General features: G+C 70.2%; 18 protein-coding genes. 9 read left to right on the plus strand and 9 right to left on the minus strand.

Annotated features, from left to right (window positions below; genetic code table 11):
- Nucleotides 1-99: 99 nt before the first annotated feature.
- Nucleotides 100-3,366 carry a Helicase associated domain protein gene (locus ABD369_RS22080; RefSeq protein ID WP_344638273.1) on the minus strand — a complete coding sequence of 1,089 codons (3,267 nt, stop codon included), beginning with the start codon at nucleotides 3,364-3,366 and terminating at the stop codon, nucleotides 100-102.
- On the opposite strand from ABD369_RS22080, the gene ABD369_RS22085 reads away from it, so the two are divergent.
- From ABD369_RS22085 to ABD369_RS22095, 3 genes are all read left to right on the plus strand, one after another.
- Nucleotides 3,260-5,437: a hypothetical protein gene (locus tag ABD369_RS22085; protein ID WP_344638283.1), complete on the plus strand. Its 2,178-nt coding sequence runs from the start codon at nucleotides 3,260-3,262 to the stop codon at nucleotides 5,435-5,437. The two genes, ABD369_RS22080 and ABD369_RS22085, sit on opposite strands and share 107 nt — an antisense overlap.
- A 97-nt stretch (nucleotides 5,438-5,534) precedes the next feature.
- A complete protein-coding gene (locus ABD369_RS22090) occupies nucleotides 5,535-6,269 on the plus strand; it encodes a hypothetical protein (RefSeq protein WP_344638221.1) in 735 nt (244 codons plus the stop codon).
- Nucleotides 6,270-6,301: 32 nt separating this feature from the next.
- Nucleotides 6,302-7,450 (plus strand): hypothetical protein, encoded by a 1,149-nt coding sequence (locus ABD369_RS22095; RefSeq protein WP_344638222.1) that lies wholly within the window; start codon nucleotides 6,302-6,304, stop codon nucleotides 7,448-7,450.
- Between the two features lie 173 nt (nucleotides 7,451-7,623).
- On the opposite strand, the gene ABD369_RS22100 is transcribed toward ABD369_RS22095, so the two are convergent.
- Complete coding sequence (locus ABD369_RS22100; protein WP_344638223.1) at nucleotides 7,624-8,805, minus strand: NUDIX domain-containing protein; 1,182 nt, start codon at nucleotides 8,803-8,805, stop codon at nucleotides 7,624-7,626.
- A gap of 638 nt (nucleotides 8,806-9,443) precedes the next feature.
- Between ABD369_RS22100 and ABD369_RS22105 the strand changes: the two genes are divergently transcribed.
- Nucleotides 9,444-10,748, plus strand: coding sequence for a UDP-glucose dehydrogenase family protein (locus tag ABD369_RS22105; RefSeq protein ID WP_344638224.1), 1,305 nt, complete (start codon nucleotides 9,444-9,446; stop codon nucleotides 10,746-10,748).
- 393 nt (nucleotides 10,749-11,141) lie between these two features.
- Here ABD369_RS22105 and ABD369_RS22110 read toward each other — a convergent pair whose 3' ends face one another.
- The 3 genes from ABD369_RS22110 to ABD369_RS22120 all read right to left on the minus strand — a co-directional run bounded on the left by ABD369_RS22110 (nucleotide 11,142) and on the right by ABD369_RS22120 (nucleotide 12,824).
- Nucleotides 11,142-11,657: a glycosyltransferase gene (locus tag ABD369_RS22110; RefSeq protein WP_344638225.1), complete on the minus strand. Its 516-nt coding sequence runs from the start codon at nucleotides 11,655-11,657 to the stop codon at nucleotides 11,142-11,144.
- 331 nt (nucleotides 11,658-11,988) lie between these two features.
- Nucleotides 11,989-12,492 (minus strand): NUDIX domain-containing protein, encoded by a 504-nt coding sequence (locus ABD369_RS22115; protein ID WP_344638226.1) that lies wholly within the window; start codon nucleotides 12,490-12,492, stop codon nucleotides 11,989-11,991.
- A 158-nt stretch (nucleotides 12,493-12,650) separates the two neighbouring features.
- The gene (locus tag ABD369_RS22120; RefSeq protein ID WP_344638227.1) at nucleotides 12,651-12,824 is read right to left on the minus strand and encodes a hypothetical protein; all 174 of its coding nucleotides are present in this window, start codon (nucleotides 12,822-12,824) and stop codon (nucleotides 12,651-12,653) included.
- A 397-nt stretch (nucleotides 12,825-13,221) separates the two neighbouring features.
- Here ABD369_RS22120 and ABD369_RS22125 point away from each other — a divergent pair, with 397 nt between their 5' ends.
- Nucleotides 13,222-13,995 carry a phytanoyl-CoA dioxygenase family protein gene (locus ABD369_RS22125; protein WP_344638228.1) on the plus strand — a complete coding sequence of 258 codons (774 nt, stop codon included), beginning with the start codon at nucleotides 13,222-13,224 and terminating at the stop codon, nucleotides 13,993-13,995.
- Here ABD369_RS22125 and ABD369_RS22130 read toward each other — a convergent pair.
- The gene (locus ABD369_RS22130; RefSeq protein WP_344638229.1) at nucleotides 13,976-14,782 is read right to left on the minus strand and encodes a class I SAM-dependent methyltransferase; all 807 of its coding nucleotides are present in this window, start codon (nucleotides 14,780-14,782) and stop codon (nucleotides 13,976-13,978) included. The two genes, ABD369_RS22125 and ABD369_RS22130, sit on opposite strands and share 20 nt — an antisense overlap.
- Before the next feature lie 171 nt (nucleotides 14,783-14,953).
- Here ABD369_RS22130 and ABD369_RS22135 point away from each other — a divergent pair, with 171 nt between their 5' ends.
- Nucleotides 14,954-15,817 (plus strand): 5'-3' exonuclease, encoded by an 864-nt coding sequence (locus tag ABD369_RS22135; protein WP_344638230.1) that lies wholly within the window; start codon nucleotides 14,954-14,956, stop codon nucleotides 15,815-15,817.
- A gap of 103 nt (nucleotides 15,818-15,920) precedes the next feature.
- Here the strand turns inward: ABD369_RS22135 and ABD369_RS22140 are convergent, their stop codons facing one another.
- Nucleotides 15,921-16,193, minus strand: a complete 273-nt coding sequence (locus ABD369_RS22140) for a hypothetical protein (protein WP_425557720.1) — start codon at nucleotides 16,191-16,193, stop codon at nucleotides 15,921-15,923.
- A gap of 96 nt (nucleotides 16,194-16,289) precedes the next feature.
- On the opposite strand from ABD369_RS22140, the gene ABD369_RS22145 reads away from it, so the two are divergent.
- The 3 genes from ABD369_RS22145 to ABD369_RS22155 all read left to right on the plus strand — a co-directional run bounded on the left by ABD369_RS22145 (nucleotide 16,290) and on the right by ABD369_RS22155 (nucleotide 18,600).
- Nucleotides 16,290-16,925: a helix-turn-helix domain-containing protein gene (locus ABD369_RS22145; RefSeq protein ID WP_344638231.1), complete on the plus strand. Its 636-nt coding sequence runs from the start codon at nucleotides 16,290-16,292 to the stop codon at nucleotides 16,923-16,925.
- Nucleotides 16,926-17,056: 131 nt separating this feature from the next.
- Nucleotides 17,057-17,359 carry a helix-turn-helix domain-containing protein gene (locus tag ABD369_RS22150; RefSeq protein ID WP_344638232.1) on the plus strand — a complete coding sequence of 101 codons (303 nt, stop codon included), beginning with the start codon at nucleotides 17,057-17,059 and terminating at the stop codon, nucleotides 17,357-17,359.
- Complete coding sequence (locus ABD369_RS22155) at nucleotides 17,356-18,600, plus strand: tyrosine-type recombinase/integrase (RefSeq protein ID WP_344638233.1); 1,245 nt, start codon at nucleotides 17,356-17,358, stop codon at nucleotides 18,598-18,600. The genes ABD369_RS22150 and ABD369_RS22155 overlap by 4 nt, the downstream gene beginning before the upstream one ends.
- A 386-nt stretch (nucleotides 18,601-18,986) precedes the next feature.
- Here ABD369_RS22155 and ABD369_RS22160 read toward each other — a convergent pair whose 3' ends face one another.
- Nucleotides 18,987-19,703, minus strand: coding sequence for a hypothetical protein (locus tag ABD369_RS22160; protein WP_344638234.1), 717 nt, complete (start codon nucleotides 19,701-19,703; stop codon nucleotides 18,987-18,989).
- Nucleotides 19,704-19,725: 22 nt separating this feature from the next.
- Nucleotides 19,726-20,418, minus strand: coding sequence for a pentapeptide repeat-containing protein (locus ABD369_RS22165; RefSeq protein ID WP_344638235.1), 693 nt, complete (start codon nucleotides 20,416-20,418; stop codon nucleotides 19,726-19,728).
- Between the last annotated feature and the right edge of the window lie 39 nt (nucleotides 20,419-20,457).

Genomic DNA, 20,457 nt, shown 5'->3' on the forward strand with positions numbered 1-20,457 from the left:
CCGGTACGGGGTGAGCCACCGCTCGGCGCAGACCCCGGGTGCCGGCTGCCCCTACGCGTTTGCGGCGCCTCCCAGCGGACCAGTCCTCCGCCGCCGTGCTCAGGCGGGGCGGTGATGGCCGCGGATCTGGGCGAGGCGAGCGATCTTCTGCCATGTGCCGTCCTTCTCCCACTGGTAGTACCAGCTGCTCACCGTCCCGTTCGAGCCGGTATCGAGCACCATGTCCTCCCACCGGCCACCGGTGCCGAGCTTCCACAGCATGGCCTCGATCACGGCGCGGTGGTCGCTCTCCTCCCATACGGCGCCGCCGCGTACGGGCAGCAGTTCCTTGACCTTCAGCCACGCCGCATCGGTGAGCCGGAAGTACGCCCTGGTCCGCTCGCTGGTCAGCGATGCCTGCTCGTCGTGCCACAGCGGGTCGATCGCAGCCAGCCGCCTGCGCGCCGGCTCCCGCAGCTTGCCCTCGCGGTGCTTCTTGCGCTGCTGGTAGAGCCAGGAGTTTAGGGGGCCGGTCTTGGGGATGCCGATGTGGCCGTTCGCCGCGTAGAACCGCTCCAGCTCGCCGCAGCGGGTGTCCCAGCGTTCCTGCTCCGGATCCCAGGGGAAGTCGATCTTGTCGAGTAGATGCTGGTACCCGTCTGCCAGCGTGCCGCGTCGACGGTTGGTGCGCTGAGCCTTGCTCCATGACCGAACGTTGACGCCATCAACCGTGACGAGGTCCGCGGGGACCTCCCAGTGGCCCTCCTCCGTGTGGAACGCCTTGAGGACCTCGTAGGTCGTGCGCCAGGAGGCGTCGCGCCGGTCGGTGAAGTCGATGCCGATCTTCGCCATCAGCTCAATCTGCCAGGGCGCCAGGCGGCCGTTGCGGAAGCTGGCGCGCTGCCCCTCGATCCAGGTCGCGTCAGGACTGCCGCCGGGCAGGCGAAGCAGGCTCCCGCGGTCGTCGAAGACCGCCTTCAGCTGCTGGTATCGGCGCATCCACCGGTCCTGGACGCCATCCCACGGGAAGCCGATCGCGTCGAGCAGCGCGATCCGCCTGGCCGATACCTTCCCGGCACGGCGGCGGGTGCGCTGGGCCGCGCACCAGTTCACGATGACGACCCCGCGCGAGGTGACGGCGCTCTCGTCGAACACGAAGTGGAGCTGCTCCAGGGCGAGGCGCGTGACCTCCTCGTAGGTGTGCAGCCAGGACTCCTCGAGTTGGTCCCAGACGATGCCGAGCGCCTCCAGGCGCTCGAGGCGGTCCGCCTCCAGAGTGCCGGCGTTGTAGGCGACGCGCTGCCGATTCCACCACGCACCCACCCGCAGGCCCTCGGCGGTCGTCCAGCCTTGCGGGATGTCGGCGTGGCCGTTGTCCCGGTGAAAGGCGACCGCGGCACCGTAATACTCGTCCCAGCTCGGCGTGGTGGCGCGTACGGCCCGAATGGTGATGGACCTTGCGAAGCTGTCGGGCACCTCGATCCCGGTCACCGTCAGCCAGGTCGGCAGCTTCTGCTCCCGGGACAGCGCCTCGAACGGCCGGCCCTCCCCGATGATGGTGCGGTGCAGGCGCAGCTGCTCCTCCAGACGGTCGTCGTGATCGCGCAGCGCGCGCAGGACCTGCCACACCGGCTCCCACTCGCTGCTCTCCAACGCGGCCTCGGGGCTCTCCCCGTCGGCGAGCATCAGCGGGACGACGATCGTGGCCACCTTGTCGGCGCGGCCTCCGGTGCGCAGCGCCCGGCCGACGGCCTGGATCGTGTCGATCGCCGAGCGGCGCGGCCGGCTGAAGACCACCGAGTCGACGGCCGGGACGTCCACGCCCTCGTTCAGCACCTTGGCGTTGCTGATCACCACGAGCTCGTCGCCGGGATCGGCGAGCCGCTCAAGAATGCGACGACGCAGGTGCGGCGCTTGGGCTCCGGAGACGTGGCCGGCCCACACACCGACCGGGCCGCCCGGCATGAGAGCCGCCGTTGCGGACAGGGAAGACGCCCAGACCCGGGCGTCGGCGACGCGGTGGTGGTAGCTGATCGCCTTCCGGACGCCGAACTCGGTCATGGTCCGCAGGACCGCGATCTGCCCAGCGACGGTGGAGGGCTGCAGCGAGGCGGCGCCCAGACGCAGCGCCATGTTCTCGTCAGCGGTGAGCCGGTGGACTTCACGGTCCGTCACGACGGGCACGATGACGCGGTAGTCCGCCAGCAGACGCATGCCGATGGCACGTGAGAATGGCAGCCGGTAGGAGACCTCGCCGAAGATGCCGGTGTCGTCCATCGACACCACGGCATCGCCGCTGGTTGTCGCGACCCGGGGCGTGGCGGTCATGTAGAGGCGCCGCGAGGCGGGCAACTGGGCGTCGTGGTGGACGGTCTTCCACGGACCGTCGGCCTTGCCGGTCGTGCGGTGCGCCTCGTCGATCACCACCAGGTCCCAGGGGGGAAGTTCGTGGTGGGCGTGCGCGGCAGCGATGGCCGGCAGCGAGGCGTAGGTCGAAAGCGCCGTCACCCGGCTCGCCCCGCGGGTCACCGACGCGAGGACGTCGGAGGTGGTGGTCACCACGACATCCGGCTCCCCCTCCAGCAGCTGGATGTCGGCGATGGTGGGGTCACTGCAGACCGCCACCGTCGTCCCCAACCGGCCGTCTGACACCTGGCGGTAGGCGTCCAGGGTCTGCACCAGCAGCTCAATGGTCGGCACAACCACCAGCACGCGCAGGCTCCGCCCGAGCTGGTTCGCCACGGCACCACCGATGCGAGTCTTTCCGGTTCCGCAGGCCGCGATCAGACTGGTGCGCCCGCCTCGGCCCACCTCCGCGATCACCGACCCGACGGCCTCCACTTGGTGAGGCCACAGCTCACCGGCCATCACGTTCCCCCTTCCACTCCCTGTCCCGCGGCGTGGAACAGAATGCCCGGAGCAGAGAGCATCGCACGCTTCCGGCACCAACCTTTCCGTGCCAGTCAAGCGGGGGCTCACCGCCGGAACAGGCCGGCCGAGCCGGTCAGGTGGTCCAGTCAGGCCATGAGGCGGGCACTGGGGCCGGTGTCCAAAGGCCGGTGGCGGGAACCTCCCCGCTGTCCTGCTCGCTGCCCAGGGCAATGATCCGCGCCGACCGCTCCGGCATCCTCGCCTCCGGGAAGTGAGGTGAACACAGCCGGTCAGGTCGCTGCCGACCCGGGCAGTGCCCCAAACACTGGCCCGGATCCGGATCAATCGAAGTCGGCCGGGTGGGGTCGTGGACGCCTTAATCTGGCACCGGACGAGAGGGGGCCTCAGCGTGGGGACGCACCAGCACGAGCCTGTTGAACTGCCCGGCGGGCAGAGCAACCCAGGCGGGCGGGCGGTGAACCAGCGGCTGCTCGGCGAGTTGACCGCGGCGGCCATGAAGGACTGCACCGGGTGTGTGGACCGGCTGGTGGCCGAGGCGGCCGTCGACCCCGTCTGTGTGGCACGCCTGGTAGAGGTCTCCCGGCTGGTCGCCCTGCGCGTCTACCGGGGAGAACTGCCACCATTCATGACGGATGACCACGATATGTCCGGTCCCTCGACGGCGGAGTTCAGGCGCCTCGTACGGGCTGTGAACGCCGCCGAGCCGTTGTTCGAGGAGTGCGAGCAGATGACGGTGGCCGAACGGCTCACCGCCGCGCGCACCGCCCTCGAACTCCTCGTCGGGTATCTGAGCATCGCCGAGCAGGAGGGCGTGGACACCGCCCAGACCCTGTCCCAGGCCTGCGTCGCGGTCAGCTCGATGATGATCTCGTGGTGGCGGCAGGTCACGCCGATGGCCGACCTCGAGCTCTCGCAGCGCTGGAAGGAGCGGGCCTTCGCGCACCGGGACATGGGCCTGCCCCGCGGCGGCCAGGACGCCGTGGCACTGCTCCTGGGTGGTGTGCTCCACCACCAGGCTCTTCGCGATGATGTCACCATCGAGACGCTCGGGGACCTGGTCTTCACCCGCGTGGTGCCCGTCCTGCGCGATCCGGTGCAGACCAGCAGCATCCTGAGCGCGTACACGGCGCCGCCGGAGATCGACGACATCACCGTGCCGGTCAAGCGCCTGGCCCGAGGTGACACCGACTTCCTGACTGAGCTCTGCCTCTTCGCCCGGTACGTGGTCACCGCGCATGCCGTCAACTGCCCGCACGGGCTGCGCGAGAGCGACCACGAGTGCACGCTCGCGCACCGTGCAGCCGCGATCAACGGTGACACGCGGCCCCAGGTAGCCGCGGCCGCCCCGGACGAGGGGCGGCGCGTGGCGCTGCCGGTCACCCGTGGCTACCGCGAGGACGATCCGGTCGAGGGCGCCCCGGCCGGTTACCCCGAGGACCACGTCTGGCAGATCAACGTCGCCCGGATCCTGCTGGAGCGGTGGGACGCCGACGTGGCCCGCTGGAACGAGAACATCTCCGAGGACTCCTCGATCAGCGAGCCCAACTACGACCACGAGGTCGGCCTGGAGGCCCTGGCCTGCCCGGCCTGCGGCAGCCGCGAACACTTCCTCGTCGAGGGCCGGTGGGGCGACCCGCTCACCTTGCACTGCCGCTGCGGGGTCACCGTGATGTCCCCCGTCGATCCGGGCCCCGGAAGCGACCTGGGCCGGCGCCTCCTCCACAGGCTCATCCTGTGCGAGGCGGACCCCGCTTACGCGGCGCGCCGCCTGATGCCTCCCGTGGCGGAGTACCGGGACCAGGGCGAGCGGCACCGCACCTCCGTCTACTACCGGGGCCCGGACGACGAGGACATCGCTCTCGTGTCCGCGATCGACCTGGACACAGACAACTTCGCCTGGGCCCTCATGACCGCCCTGCGGCCGAAGCTGCCCGAGCGCCACGGAGGCCGCGCCCTGACGCTGCTCCTTCTCCAGGTCGCGTACGCGCTGGCCAACCCGATCGTCAGGGACAGCGAGGACGGCCACCGACTGGAGGACCAGGTACGCACCCTGGTGGCGGACCTGAAACGGGAGAGCGACCGGTGGGCCCCGGCCCGCCAGCCGGTACTGGAGCGACTCCAGTCGTGGCAGGACGCGAGCGGCCCCGAGGCGTGGCAAGCCGCCTGGGCCCGCATGCTGGAGGTTGCTGGCGGCCGGTTCACGCGCTACCGCGTGGGCGACGGCAGCCTGAGCGACGGCTGCGCGGCGCTGGCCCTGGCCCTGTACATCCTCTCCGGTGAGACGGGTGCCAGCCCCGATGAGGTGCACGTGGACGAGGTCCGCGACCTCTTGCCCGGGACCACAACCGACGGCGACACACAGGCGGCAGGCGAAATTCCGCGGCAGTGGGGCGCACGACTTCAGGCCCTCGGACACGACCCTGACGCCGAAAACGACCCCGTCACCGCGCTTCTGCGGCATCTGACCACCGAACGGCCGGTCGGCATCCTCGGCGACCGGCGGGCATCGGCCCTGGCGGTGGGGCTCGACAGCGTCCTCGGCCCGATCTACAACATCCGCTTCTGACGCAGTCCCCAGCACCAACCGGCGGAGGGAACGAGCATCGAACCATCCGTCTGCACGCTCGACCACACAACTTGAACGAAGAGGGGAGCTCCACAGAATGGGCAAGGGCAAGCGGCTGCGCGCACAGCGACAGGGGGAGCTTGAGAAGCGGCGCTCCCAGCCGCAGGAGCTGGCGCCGGAGCCCGTCCGGCCGCCCAGCCCAGACGACGCGGGCGGTGGGCGATTGTCCTCATACGCCCGCTGGGAGATCGGCAAGCATGTGTACGCCTGGATGATCCTGCTGTCCTACCTGGAGCTCGCGATCGACGGCCCCGGCGTGCCAGCCGACCTTCTCGCTCCGCAAGGGGCCAGCGAGAACGACGAGGAGTTCGCCGCCCGCCGCACGTCCGCACAGCTGCACGCGGAAGTCGACGCGCTGGCGGGCAGCCCGGCCGAACAGGTGGCGGAGGTCCTCTCTTGGGTGGCACCGTCACAGGCGTCCGCCGTTGTGGAGAACCTTGCCGCCGAGGGCATCAAGCACCTCAACGCCAGCGGGGCCAACTGGCCCGACCCGGCTGAGTGGCAGGCCGGCGCCCGGCCCCTCATCGGCGCACTGTGCCCGGCAGCCCACTGGAATGCCGCACTGGAGCAACTGGACACCCTCGCCGCCAGCCAACTCGCCGTAACGGGAGAGATCATCACGCGCGGGATCGAGCATCCGGTGGCCACCATCCACGCGATCGCCGCGCTCGTCACCTGGCTGCACGGACGCTCGGACATCGTCGCCGACCCCGCCGCGGCGCGCCTCGAACTGGCCGAACAATCAAGCAAGCTCGGCGAGTTCATCTTTTAGGATCGCTGCCCGACCGTCGTCAGGAGTCAGCCATGCCCTCTCGCAGTCCACAGCCCACACCATGGGAGAACGCCATGCGGCGCGCGAGCAACGCAACCGCGCTCGACCGCCCCGGAGGAATGGATGAGACCTGCTGGGACGACGTGGCGATGCGCGGCATCGTTGCGATGGTGCTCTACGCCCTCCATCTGCGGCACCGTCAGCCCGTCGACGAGATCCGCTGGCAGGCGGTGCTATGGCAGCTGCGCGACGACCAACGGGTCGAAGCCCTAGTCACCGCCGTGCTGCCGGACGCTGGTCACGACCTGTCGCGTACGGCGCGGCCTGGCGATCCGGTGGCCGAGTGCTGGCGGTGGCTGACCCGTACCTGGGATCCCCTCGCCCCCGTGAAGTCATCCTTCCTGCAGCCAGCGCTGTCCCGCAAAGCTCCTGGCGGCTGGGTACCGGACACGCCGGAGCCCCGGTGGGGCGGCATGAGCCGGGGCATCGGAAGCGGACTGCCCGACCCTGCGCTCGAGGTGTGCACGGGTATCTGGGCCGCGGGCGTCGTCCAGCGGGCGATCATCGCTGAACGCCAGGGCCACCACCCCCGTGATCGGATCGAGGTCGCCTCCGGGGCCCTCAAGGGACACCGCGGGTACGTACTCGAGACCGGCTGGCACTTCGACGACGCGACCGAGACCGTCGACGGGCCGGCCGGGTATGTAGTCGACCTCGACGAGGTCGAGGGCACCGAACGCATCGACGCGGACCAGGTAGCGGCGTCCTCAAACCTGCGATGGCCGCAGCGTCCCGAAGGAACCCTCAAGGACGGCCCTCCTCCGGGCTTCGACACTCCGTTTCCACCGGCCAAGACCTGCGAGGAGGACCTGGAGGAGATCCTCGGCCGGGCCTCCAACCCCGAGATGGTGCCGGAGCACCTGCGCGGCACCATCAAGGCAGCCCAGCATCATTACCATCTGCAGTTGGACTGGCAGGCGAGCCCCAGCCCGCAGCGGCTCACCTGGCGGGTACTGCTCCACTGGTATCAGCTGACCGAGCACTATGCGGATGATCAGCGCGCTGATCTGTACGAGGTCGTAGTCACCCGCCATCTGCACGATCCCGAGCCGGTCCACAATCTCGCGCTGAGCGAGAATGACGTGCCCGCAGTGATCGCGCGTTGCACGTCCGGGATCTGACCCCACGCCGGTACGACTTCTACACCTACCGAACCTGGGTTGGGAACGGCTGGCGACCAGTGCCGGAACCGGTCCGGGCCCGCGCCCTTATGTCGCGTGCCGAACCACCCTTTGTTGGCGGCGGGCGCCAGGCAGGGCCTCGTCGCAGCAAGCCGCTTGGGCGGACGGCTTGTTCAGGTCAAGGCAGACTCGAGGATCGGGCGGTGCGTTTGGACGAAGGCGTGCTCGCGGCGGCTCCATGCGACGCGTTGGGCGATGACCGCGATGCTAGCGGGGGCTCCGTCGAGGGCGAGTTCCTGCTCGGCCCAGAACCGGGCGTTGCGGATCTGCCTCTCGAGGATGGCGTCGACCAGCGCACCGCGCCCGCGGCTCTCGAGGCCGTAGGCGTCCGCCAGCACCCGGACCTGTGCGGCCTGGTACTTGGCTGGAGGCGCGGTCGCCTTGGAGGTGATGCACCAAGTCCAGGCCATGTACCCGAGGTCCTCCAACGGGGAGCCAGGCGCCGCGGTGTCGAAGTCGATGAAGGCCGTCGGCGTCCCGTTGCGGAAGACGGCGTTGTTCGGGCCCGCGTCGTGATGGCACACCACGGGGAACCGGCCCGCGAGTGCGCTGCCCCGAGTCGCGTCGTGCAGGGCGCGCAGGAGAGCACCGGCGGCGGCCACCTGCTCGTCGGACCACGTGCGGAACCGCGAAGGGACTTCGCCCGGCACGTAGCTGAGGATGTCCGTCGCGCCCTCGCGCCGGAGGTAGCGCGGCGCGCCGTCGAAGCATCGGGCCTCCAGAAGCCCGAGGAGGGCAGCGACGAAGGGGGAGGCGGAGGTGGAGGGGCGGCGGACCGTGGTGCCGTCGCGGACGATGCCCGTGGTCATGCGGCCGCCGGTCAGCGCCACAGTGTTCTGTACGGCGAGCTCCGGCGGTGCACTGGGAGCTGGTCGGTCGGGCCGGTCGGTGTGGTGGACGGTGCCCTCGGCGGCCAGCAGCGGGGCGAGACCGCCGTCGAACCAGGGCAGGTGCGCGTCGACGGCGGAGCGTACAACCCAGGCCGCTTCGCTGATGTCCTCATCCGCTGCGGCAGCTGGCACGCCGTGGACGTAGGTCGCGCGGAGGATCGAGAAGAGGTCGTGCACGGCGGCGAGCCGTTCGCCTAGATGGACCAGGGGGCCGACGTCCACGGCCACACCGGCCTCTTCCAGGGTCTCGCGGGCGGCGGCCTCGGGCAGAGTCTCACCGTCCTCACGCCGACCGCCCGGCAGCCCCCACCGTCCGGTTCGACGATCCTTGACAAGGAGCACCCGCTCCGCTGCGGGATCGGTGACCAGCGCATAGGCCACGTCGACTCGCTCCAGTGCCGCCATCAGCTGCCCTCTCTGATCGTTGTGTTCCAGGCCCTGGTGCGGCCAGGGGTCATGATGTGGGCGAGGTGCATGCCGTCATCAGTTCTGCCCTTCGTCGGGGCTGTTCCATCCCGAGTGCGGGTTCGAAGGGGAGGCAAGTACCTGGGCGAGGCGGTCGGCGATGATGAAGGCGACCTTGGGGTCGGCGAGGAAGACGGCTGGCTCGGTGCTGCGGGTGACGACCGAACCCCCAGAGCATGCGCGGCCAGCTGGCGCCCGTCCACCCCGATCTCCTCTGTCCGGCGGGTCCTTCGCTTCGCTGCGGGCCCACCGGGTTCTCCCCCGCCCTCCCGGCTTTCCAATTTTGGGCCCTCATACCCTGCGGTCAAGCGCTCCGGTCCGTGTACTCGCCTGCCCGCCCGCAAGCTCGCTCTACCGGCTGCGGTACTCCCTCCCGCGCTTGACCTCCGGGCGCTCACCGGGCCCAAGATCTCATTTCGCCGGGGACCGGGGGGAACAGTCAACGGGACAAGAGGCGCGCCCTCTTCGAGGACAGCCGCATCACGAGCACTCTCCGCCAGACGAAGCCCGCGACATGCTCTATGGTCAGATGCGGTTGATAGGCAAAGCGTCTCGAGGCCGGAAAGGTGAACGAACCGATGCTGGGACAACGTCGAATCGCTGTTTTCGGTGCGGGCTACATCGGCCTCGTGACGGGCGCCTGCTTCGCGAAGCTGGGGCATGAGGTCGTCGTTCGCGACATCCAGCAGGAGCGCGTCGAGCTCCTCCAGAGCGGTGGAGTTCCGATCCATGAGGACGGACTGGCGTCGCTGATCGCGGAGAACGCCGACCATCTGACGTTCACCTTGGACGCGGAAGAGGCTGTCCGCGACGCTGAAGTCGTGTACGTGTGCGTGGACACACCCCCGACGCCGTCCGGGGACGCCGACCTGTCCAGGATCTGGCAGGTGATCGAGACCCTGCGGGACGCTCGTCATCTGGCGGCCGTGGTGGTCAAGAGCACGGTGCCCGTGGGCACCGGCGCCAGGGTCAGGGCCGCGATGGACGAGGCCGGGCTCCAGGACGTGGGGTACGCGTCGAACCCCGAGTTCACGGCCGAGGGCAAGGCCGTTCGCGACTTCATGCACCCGGACCGGGTGGTGATCGGCGCCGACGATCCCGAGACGGCGAAGCTGGTCGCCCTTCTACACGAAGGTGTGGACGGCCCGATCGCGGAGATGGACGTCCGATCGGCGGAGATGGTGAAGCTGGCCGCCAACGCGCTGCTGGCCACGAAGATCAGTTTCACCAATGAGATCGCCACGATCTGCGAAGCGACCGGCGCCGACGTCGAACACGTGGTCCGCGCGGTGGGGCTCGACCACCGCCTCGGCCCGCACTTCATGCGGCCCGGCGTCGGCTGGGGCGGCTCGTGCTTCCCCAAGGACTCCCGAGCGCTACGTGCCATGGCCGGCAACGCCGGATACAGCTTCCAGCTGCTCACCTCCGTCATCGAGGTGAACGACCTGCAGCCACGGCGCGCGATTCAGCGGTTGAAGGACGAGCTGGGCGGTGCCTTCCACACCCGGACTGTCGCGCTGCTCGGCATGGCGTTCAAGCCCGGTACGGACGACATGCGCGAGGCCCCAAGCACGATCATCGCCTCGCGGCTTCTCTCCGAGGGCGCGGCGGTCCGCTGCTGGGATCCGCTGGTCGGCGAGCTCGACGCCGCGCCCTGGTCGTCGACCACGCGCTGCGCCACACCGCTGGAGGCTATGACCGGCGCGGACGCGGCGATCATCGTGACCGAATGGCCGGAGCTCCAGGACGTCGCCTGGGACCAGGTGGCGGCCGTCATGGCACGTCCCTTGGTCTTCGACGGACGCAACCTCCTCGACCCGCAGCGGATGGCCGCGCTCCGTCTCACCTATATGAGTGTGGGCCGCACGACCGTCCGCGGTTAAGCCTGACCCTAAACGTCATGGCCGGGGCAGCGAGTGTCGCTGCCCCGGCCATGACGTTCGCCTCCGCATGATGCCGCTTGGGCGATCCACCTCCTCGTCGAGCGGAACGGTGGCGACGGCGGCTGGCCGCACGGCGGTGCCAGTCGCCGACGCTCGTGCGGCGAACTTCCGGGCGGTGTAACCGGTCCACCGTGAACGCGGCCGGCCCAGTAGGCCAGGAGGTCTGTGGTCGCTAGGCGCGGACGCCCTCCAGCACCTGGTCGTACATCTGCGCGTACCTGTCGGTGACGGTCCGCCAGCTGTAGGTACGGACGACGAAGTCACGGGCGTGGCGTCCGCGCCGTTCGATCTCCCCTGGGCAGGTGAGGGCGTCCAGCAGAGTGGCGTGCAGGTCTACGGCGTCACCCGGGACGGTGAGCCACCCGGTGGGCCGGGGCCCGTGGGGCCGGATGGTGGCGAGGGGCCCCCGCTGGCGGTCGCGACGACCGGAGTGGCTGAGGCCATCGCCTCCAGGCAGACCAGCCGAACGGCTCGCCCACGGAGGGCGTCACGAAGGTCGCTGGCGTTGAGGTCGTCGATCAGGTCGCCGTGCGGTCGCCATCCCGCGAAGTACACGTCATCGCCGATGCCGAGGCGTTCGGCCAGGGTGTGCGGGTGCTTGCCTTCCCACTCGCCTGGGAAGCCGCCCAGCACCAGCAGGGCTGGGCGCACCGGCGCGCTCTCCCGGAGGGTGGCGAAGACGTGGAGCAGCCAGTCCAGGCGCTTGAAGCCCAGGAAGCGGCCCATCCACAGCAGCAGGGGGCGCCGGTTGCCGTCGTCATCGCGCAACATGCGGTCCACGTCGGAGTTGGTGTAGGTGATCGTGCCCGGACCGTGGCCGGGCAGCCAGCCTTGCGGGTCCTCGACCACGAAGCAACACGAGACGACATGTGGGATCCGTCAGCTTCCGACAGCCGGGCAGGCAGTACCCCGCTCGGTGCCGAACGGTCACACGGCCGGGCCATCGTGCGCGCGGCCGCGCTGCAGCGAGACGTACTGGCACGGTGAGTGCACGTAGTTTCGTCGGGGTTCGCGGACCCGGCTGCGCGGGGCGGCCGAAGGTTCACGCGATTCCCTGACAAGGAGCCAGCCTTGCTACTGCGCCATGACAGCCGCCGCTGCGCGGCTACGGACGAGTCGAGGTCGCGGGTGAGCGTCACGGGTTCTCCCAGCAGCCCGGGGCGGTGTGCCCCCGGGCAGGTCAGTCGGCAGGCTGGTCGTCGCGATAGGACCACACTCGGCCGGCAGCTGAGCCGGCGAGGTACTCCAGCAGGGGTTCAATCTCGGGGCGGGAGGCTGAGGAGGAAGCCAGGACCCTCCTGGCCTCCTCCAGCGGCAGCAGGACGGCGCCGGTGACCTTGCCGTCCGGGTCGCGGACGGCGATCTCCCCGTCCCAGTCGGTGCAGTCGAAGGTGAGGACCACCGTGGAGGGGTAGCGGGTGGTCGTGGTGTTGACTAGGTAGGCCAGCGGGCCGACTGCCGCCAGGCGCAGGCCGGTCTCCTCGCGGACCTCGCGGATGAGGGCCTCGCCGAGGAGTTCGCCGCGTTCGACTCCGCCGCCGGGGATGGACCACATCTCCTGCCCGTCGTGCTGTTCCTGGACGAGGAGGATCTGGTCACCGCGTCGCAGCAGGGCTGCGACGACCTGGACGCCAGGGCCGGCGCCCTGCGCGGGGACCGGGGTGGCGGATTCGGTTGCGGTCATGGCTCAATCCAGTTCGTCTCGCAGGGCTTTGACGCACCTGGGGTCAGGGTGAGGTCGTGGCCGTGCCAGTACGGGAAGTACGAGAGGTGGATGACCAGGCGGTGGAGGGCGAAGCACTGCTCTAACCTCGGGTCGGCCGAGTGGGCGCGCTGCTGCCATTAGGCGTTCAGCAGCTGTCGGCGGTCCTCGGATGAGGTGAGGCACCAGCGGTCGATCTTGACGAAGTCGCTGGCGTCCTCCGCCGCAGTGGCGTGGTCGGAGTCGAACAGGGCGATCCGGCCGCCGGGTCGGATGGGGATGTTATCGGGGCGAATGTCCTGATGGGTATTCATCATTGAGAGATCGCCGAGCCGCTCGCCCTACAGGTGTGCTCGGAACGCCCGAGCCCCCGTCCAGCCCGTCTGGGTCCGGCAGATCACCGAGCCACCACACCCGTCGCTCGACCGGTACCCTCTGCCCAGCACTCCGTACCATCTCCGCCATGCCGGGCAGCGTACGGGTGGCGGCGGCGGGCCGGAACGCCGAGAGCTTCCCCGATCTGGATGAATCAGGACCGGGCGTGTCCGAACCCGCTCAGCCGAAGACGAGTTCGCGGAAGCGGTTGCGGATGTCGGTCAGCGGCTGTCGGTCGCGGGTGAAGTAGAGCTTGTTGGTCGGGAGTCACCACAGTGCTCGACCCGCACGCAAATCCTGTTGCCCGGTCCAGCCGTCACCCGCTTCCATAGCCTGATGGAGACAACAACTCCCTTTGCTGTCAGCGCATTTCTGCGTGACGGCTACTGCGTTGCGCCTGGCGTCCTGACCACCGGGCAGGTAAGTCGCTGGCGCTCTCTGCTCGCCCGACACCTCATGGCCCAGCCGCCCGCAGCGAACCGCACCGGCCCGTACTTCCTCTGGCCGACGCTCGCCGGCGACGGCGACCTGCGCACCCTCTACGACGATAGTGGCATCGCCGCCACCGTCCGCCCGTTCCTGCGCGCCGGGCTCGGCCTGCCAGCACCCGAGGTCGCCCAGCTGGCGTTCACCCTGCCGCCGCACCCGCACCACCCCGGTGCCCCACACATCGACGGCCTCACTCCTACCGAGGACGACGGCCGCCCAGGCACCTTCACCGTCCTGGCTGGCCTCCTGCTGACCGACCAGAGCCAGCGCGACCGCGGCAACCTGTGGGTCTGGCCGGGCAGTCACCTGCGCACCGGCGCCTGGCTTCGCGAGCACGGGGCCGACGCCCTGCGCACCGCGATCCCGTACCCGCCCGTCGAGCTACCCGCCCCGCGCCAGGTCACCGGGCAGGCCGGGAGCCTGGTCCTCGTCCGCTACCTGCTCGCCCACAACATCTGCGGACATTTCGGCACCACCGCTGACGAACGGCGCGAGACGGTGTACTTCCGGCTGCGCGCTACCGGCCACCGCGGGCGCTGGCGTGAGGCGGTCACCAACCCGCTGTTGGAGTTCACCACACCGGCCGCTGAGCCGGGCCCAGTCACGGGCGGCGGGCGATGATCGCCTCCGTGCGGACCCTCTCCTCGAAGACACCGGAGGGATTGAAGGACAGCAGGGCATCGCGTACGTCACTCACGAACGCCTTCGTGTCCGGGCCGAGTTGGCGCGGACTGCTGAAGCTGTAGGAGAGCTGCAGGCCGACCACCTCGTCCACCGTCCGGGTGATCGTGCGGTCCCAGTGCGCGGTCTCGATGCGGGAGAACGGGGAGCGGGCCAGCACGTCCTGGTGCCGCTCGGCCGGGTGTGTGTAGGTTCCGCGGCCGGCGCGGCGCTCGGGGCCGAGGTATCGCTCCCTGACCGTCCGGATTACCTCCAGCCAGGGCGGCGGCTCCACGTCGCCGGGAGTACCTCCGGAGGCCAGCACAATTGCGCCGCCGTCGTCGATCAGGGCGTCCAGGTCCTGGGCGACGGCGGCGCGGTCCATCCAGTGGAAGGCCGCGCCCATGGCGGCCAGCCGCAACGGCGGCAGAGACATGGCCGAGAGCTGGGCTGCCTCGCCAAGGCGCCACACGACGTTGGTCACGCCGCGGGCCGCAGCGAGCGCGCGGGCCTCGGCGAGCATGCCGGGCTGAGGATCGACGGCGATCACGGACCCCACCAGGCCCGCCAGGGGCAGGGCCACTGCTCCCGTACCGGCGCCGAGGTCCAACGCCCACCCGGTGCCGTCCAGGCGGAGGCACTCGGCAACGTGGGCGAACATCCGCTCGTCGTAGCCCTGCCGGTAAGCCGCGTAATACGGGGCCGTGCCGTCGAACAGCTCCGCCGCCTCGTTCATCGCATCCGCCACCCAGCCATCCTGCCACCGTCGGCGGCCCGCCGACGCGCCGCATCCGAGGCCGCCCATGAGCGCCCGACACCGGGCTGGGGGTGTCACAATGGGGCCGCGACTACACGACCGTGTACCGGCGTGCCCACCTCGGGCGACCGGATCGCCTCTCCGAGTTCGTGAGGTCGCCACGTGCCCGCCCCCATCCACTCACCCGCGCCGCTGCTCCTGGTCGACGGCCTCAACCTTCTCTGGGCAGCCACCTTCGGGTTCCCGGCCGCCATTCGTTCCCGCGACGGTGTTCGCGAGCTGACCGGCCTGTTCGCCTTCTTCGCGCTCCTGCGCGCCATCGTCCGCGACGATCTCGACACCACTGCGCCGGAGGTGCTCGTCATCTTCGACGGCCCCGACGCGAGCACGGCCCGCGGTGCGGCCGACCCTCGGTACAAGGCGGACCGGCCGACGACGCGCGAGGCCCTCCGGCCGCTCGAGTACCTTCCAGCGATTAAGGACGGCCTGGACGCGTGCGGAATCGCCTGGGCGGAGACGGTCGACGCCGAGGCGGACGACCTGATCGCCACCCTCACCAGCGCCCACAGGGCCAGCAGGCCGGTGCGCATCATGTCCCGCGACGCCGACCTCTACCAGCTCCTGACCGACGAGGTGGGGATCGTCAACCGCTCCCGCCGTGCCGGCTCCCGGCTGGTCACAGCAGCCGACGTCGAGCAGCGCTACGGCGTCACACCCGCACAGTGGACCGGCTTCCGCGCCCTGAGCGGCGACCCCTCGGACGGCATCCCAGGCGTGCGCGGCATTGGACCGAAGACGGCCGCGCGCCTCCTCGCGGGCGGCATCGCCCTGGCCGACCTTCCCGCATCGGGAAGGCTCACCGGCGCCACCGGACGAAGAGCCCTCGCGGCTTGGGGCGAGGTACTGCGCTGGCAGGCCCTGATCGAGCTGCGGCACGATCTCGTGCCCGGCCCCGCGCCGAGCGGTCGCCCCAGCCTGGGGCTTCCCCCGGCGCGCACCATCGTCGAAACCCTCGGGCTGTGGTGACACCGGCATACACCGAGGGTGACCGGTCCGCGAGGCTCCGACGGCAGCACGGGGACGGCGAGCATCGGACCGGAGCAGTTGCGGCTGCGCCCGCCAGTCGTGGTCAGGCTGCGGAGGATCGCCGAGCCGACGGCTCGGGCCGGGCGGGGAGGACGAGGCCGAGCTGGAGCGCCACCGCGGCGCTGGAAACCCGGTAGGCGCGCCCGTCCCGCAGGACGGGAACGGGGTAGTCGCCGCGGCGGGCCAGCCTGTATCCGTGGGTGCGCCCAAGGCCCAGAGCCCGGTTCGCGGTGGCGAGGTCGACCACGGTCGGCAGTTCCAGCAGCTGGGCGACGGTCATACGGGGACGGATCTGGTCAGCGGCCTGCTGCGCCATGAGTTACTCCCAAGGACGACGACAAGTGTTCCCTTTCGGAGAACATCCTGTCACATGCTCCCTTTCAGAGCGGGAGACATGTTGTACTGTTCTCATATGGATCAGAAAGAATGGGCTGCCGCCGTCGACGCGGGCATCGCCGCCGAGATCAAGCGGCGACGTGCCGTTCTCGGGCTGTCCGCCGAGGCACTGGCCGCACGCTGCGCCGACCTGGGCTATCCGATGAGCCGGCAAGTGATCTCCAAGCTGGAGTCCGGGGGCCGCAACGGCCCCACGCCGGCCGAACTCCTCGTGCTGGCCCGGGCGCTGGAGATGCCCCCGGTCGCACTTCTCCTGCCTCTCGCCCAGGGCCCGACGACGTACCCGACGCCGCTGACCAAGTGCTCGCCGTGGGAGGCGGTCGCCTGGTTCACCGGCGAGGACCGCGGTGCCGCGGCTGGTGCTCCCGAAGCCGGATCCCCGCAGGCCGCGCTCGACGCGTTCCGGCGCCACGACCGGCTGGTGCGCACCGCGCTGCTGTCCAGCAAGCTCGCCGCCGAGCGCCGCCAGGACGCCCAGCTGGCCGCACCAGAGGACTACGAGCGGGCCAACACCACTGCCGGGCAGTTGGAGGCCGTGGCCCACAACGACCGCAGCGATCTCCTCGCGGCCCGCCGCGCGCTGCGCGAGCAGGGACTCTTCCCGCCCCCACTGCCCGAAGCCCTGGGCCACATCGACCCCGAGTCCGCCTGAGCCACTACACGACCCGCCGGGCTGAGCGCCCATGTATCTGCGGTCTCCGAGACGGCATCCGCCTGCCAGCATCCGTCCGCCCCGGAGACCCGCCCTCCCACAGCCATCGACCGGAGAAGGCCGACACCATAATGCCGCACGCCCCGACGCCGACCGCCCGGGCCACCGTCCATAGCGTCCGTGCCCCGTACACGCCGCCCGCCGCCTCGATATGCATCTGCGCCGACGCGGGCACGCCCTCCCTCCTCTACACCAACGACGAAGCCGCCAAGATCCTCAAGGTGAGCGTCGCGACCCTGCGCCGCTGGCGCACCCAGCAACCCCCGCAGGGCCCCGCCTACGTACGCATCGGCGCCCGGATCTCCTACCGGCACCAGGACCTCGCGGACTACCTGGACAGCCGCCGCACCGTGCCGGAGGTCGCCGCCCGATGACCGAGCCCGATCGCATCGACGCGCCTATCGGCGTCAAGATCTCCACCGACATCGAGTACCGCCCCGACCGCGCCACCCCCTACCGCGCACGAGTGCGCTGGGTCGACCCGACCGACAAGAGCAAGCGACCCTCGCGCTCCACCATGTTCCTCACCGAGGAGGAGGCCCAGGGCTGGCTCGACAAAATCGTCAAGGCAGCCAGCCGCGGCGTCGGCGTCGAACTCGCCACCTCCGACCTCGGCACGTACGGCGACTCGGTCATGGACCTCGCCATGCGCGGCCTCGAACTCAAGACCCACGCCCCGTACATGGCGGGCTGGCACCTGCGCGTGAAGCCCACCGTCGGCCACCTCCAGGTCGCCGGGATCACGGCGGGCATCGCCGACCGCGCCCTCAACAGCTGGATCGCCGACGGGGCGAGCATCTCCACGCTCAAGAACACCATCGCCGTATGGGTCCGCGTCATGGAGCAGGCGATCCGCGACGGCATCATCGAGCTCAACCCCGCACGCCTCCACGGCTGGCAGAAGCTGATCAAGACCGCTGAGGACGAGGAGTTCGACCCCCGCGGCCTCGCCCTGCGCGACTGGGACGTCCTCGACCGCCTCGCCGACGGCCTCGTCGCCGCCTCCTTCAACCAATACGACGGCTGGGGCGACATCGTCCGCTTCGCCGGCGGCACCGGCGCCCGCATCGGCGAAGTCTCCGGCGTGCGCGCAGGCGACATCGACACTGACAACTGGATCTGGAGGGTCTGTCGCCAGACCACCACCGCCCCCGGCGGCCTGATCGACAAGGGCACGAAGGGCAAGCGCAGCCGCCTCGTCCCCATCATTCCGGAGCTGCGGCCGAACATTGCCTGGCGAGTATCCCGCGTCGGCGGCCAGCCCGACGCCCGCCTGTTCACCGGCCCGCGCGGCGGCCGGGTCACCACCGCGATCCTGCGCGACGCCACCCACTGGGACGACGTCGTCGTCAGCCTCGGTTATGAGTACTTGCGCCGCCACGACCTGCGCCACACCGCCCTGACCTGGTTCGCCGACGCTGGCGTTCCACCCCACGTCCTCATGCGCATCGCCGGCCACGGCCAACTCACCACCACCCAGCGCTACCTCCACCCAGATCTACGCTCCATCAAGCGCGCCGGCGACCAGCTCACCAGTTACATCAACGCCACCCGCGGTCTGCCCGGCCCCAAGGTCGAGGTCGAGCAGATCCGCCAGCTAGCCCTCGTGTCCTGACCTCCGCGCACGTGGGTGGACCTGCACTCGGGCCACCCACGTGTGGACCGGCTTCTGCGAGGTCCCGCCCAATGGCAAGACCGATCTCAAGACGCTGGCGGCCGAGGCCGGGGTCCCACGCACCAGGTTCTACCCGAAGAAGAACCGGGACGGCAGGGGGCGACCGGGCCCTTACCAGCGACTACGGGCCTGCTGGCCCACCCGGAGAACGTCACCACCTTGCCAGTCGGGGCCACGCATCGACCCCGGCCGGACCGGCCAGGCCCCGTTTGGTTCATGCTGGCCAGCATCATCGTCCGCTGAATGTATCGGTGCCCTGCACGGCCGCCGCTGGTGGCCGTGCAGGGCACCCGTGTATTGGCCGAAGCGCTTTCGGCCGCGGCGGGTCAGATCAGGGTGGGAAGGATTCCGCGCGGCCAGTGGCCGAGCCAGAACGCGGCGGTGGACGGTTCGCTCTGGTCCTCGGTCGAGCCGTCGTGGGGCAGCAGCTCGGTGGGCGCGATGTAGCCCTCGCCCGGGTCGAGACGAAGGCGGAAGCACCTGAGCGGCTGGTGGCAGGCGGCGTACGTCCGCAGGTCGTCGGTGTGCGGGTACCGGTCTTCCGGGTCGCGGTACAGGGTGCGGCAGATTGCGCGGATGTCGAGGTCCACAAGCAGGATATAGCGAGTGCCAGGGCCGAGGTTGAAGCACAGGCGCCGGCGGCCGGTGTGCTTGGCCTGGTAGTCGAGCTTGTCCCAGTTGTCGACGTGCAGCCCGATCCGGCGGCCGTCCTGGTAGTTCGGGGTGGTGGTCAGGGCCTTGGCTGGGCTGGACGCCTGGCCGAGGTGCACGGCGTCCGGGTCCCCGAGCGGGTCGGCGAGGGCGGCCATGTTGGCCGGTGCCGGACCGTCGGGGAGCCTCACCAGCTCCACCAGCGTCTTGTCGGCGGTCTGAGCGGTCGGCTTGAGCCGCGCGGCCAGCTTCGCGGTCAGGGGCTGCCAGGGGCCGGCTGGCAGGACCGCCCCTGTCTCGTACTCCGGCTCGCCGCTGGAGAGCCGGAGACCAGCGACCTCGCACCGCTTGATGAGGGCGGCGGTGTCGGTGTGGGCGATGGCGAGGTTCATTTCGGGCTCCTCCCGGTTCGGGTCACCGGCCCTCGTCGAGGGTGTCCGCGAAGGTCACGTCCAGCTCCGCGACCAGGGCTTCGGCGAGCTCGGCCTGCTGGGCCCGGTCGATGATGACCTTGCCGAGGTTGGCGACGCCCCGCAGCGAGGTCAGGTCGTTGCCGCGCAGGTCCAGGCCCTGGTACTTGCCCCGGCCGAACTCGGCCAGCCGCAGCGTGCAGGCGTCGACGACCGTGCCGCCGAGGTCGCAGCCGGTGAACGACGCCTCGGTCAGCACGCACTTGGAGAAGGCGACCGGGCCGGTGGCCCGGACCTGCTCGAAGCCGGCGTAGTCGAGCTTGCAGTTCTCGAAGAGCACGTTGTCCAGGGTCAGGCCGGTGAGGTTGGCTCCCATGATCTTGCAGTTGCGGAAGACGACGCGGGACAGCTTGCTGTCGCTGATGCGGGCGGTGGCGAGGTCGCAGGTGTCGAACTCGACGGAGTCCAGGCGGACCTTGTCGAGCTGGACGCGGTCGGCCCGCAGCCCGCTGACGCGGCCGGTGATGAGGCTGGTGTCGGCCAGGTCCAGGTCCCGCAGGTCGGCGTCGCCGTACTGGAAGTCCTGGACGATGCCTCGCGTGGAGTCGAGCGTGCTCACGTTGGACAGGTAGAGGCCGGGCTCGCTCAGGTTGGGCAGGGTGACGGTAACGCGGCCGAAGGTGATGCTGCTGTCCACGGGGGCTTGCTCCGCTCTCTCGGTTGGGGGCCGGTCCCG

This window comes from Kitasatospora cystarginea (genome assembly GCF_039533515.1).
In the GTDB taxonomy this organism is placed as follows: domain Bacteria; phylum Actinomycetota; class Actinomycetes; order Streptomycetales; family Streptomycetaceae; genus Kitasatospora; species Kitasatospora cystarginea.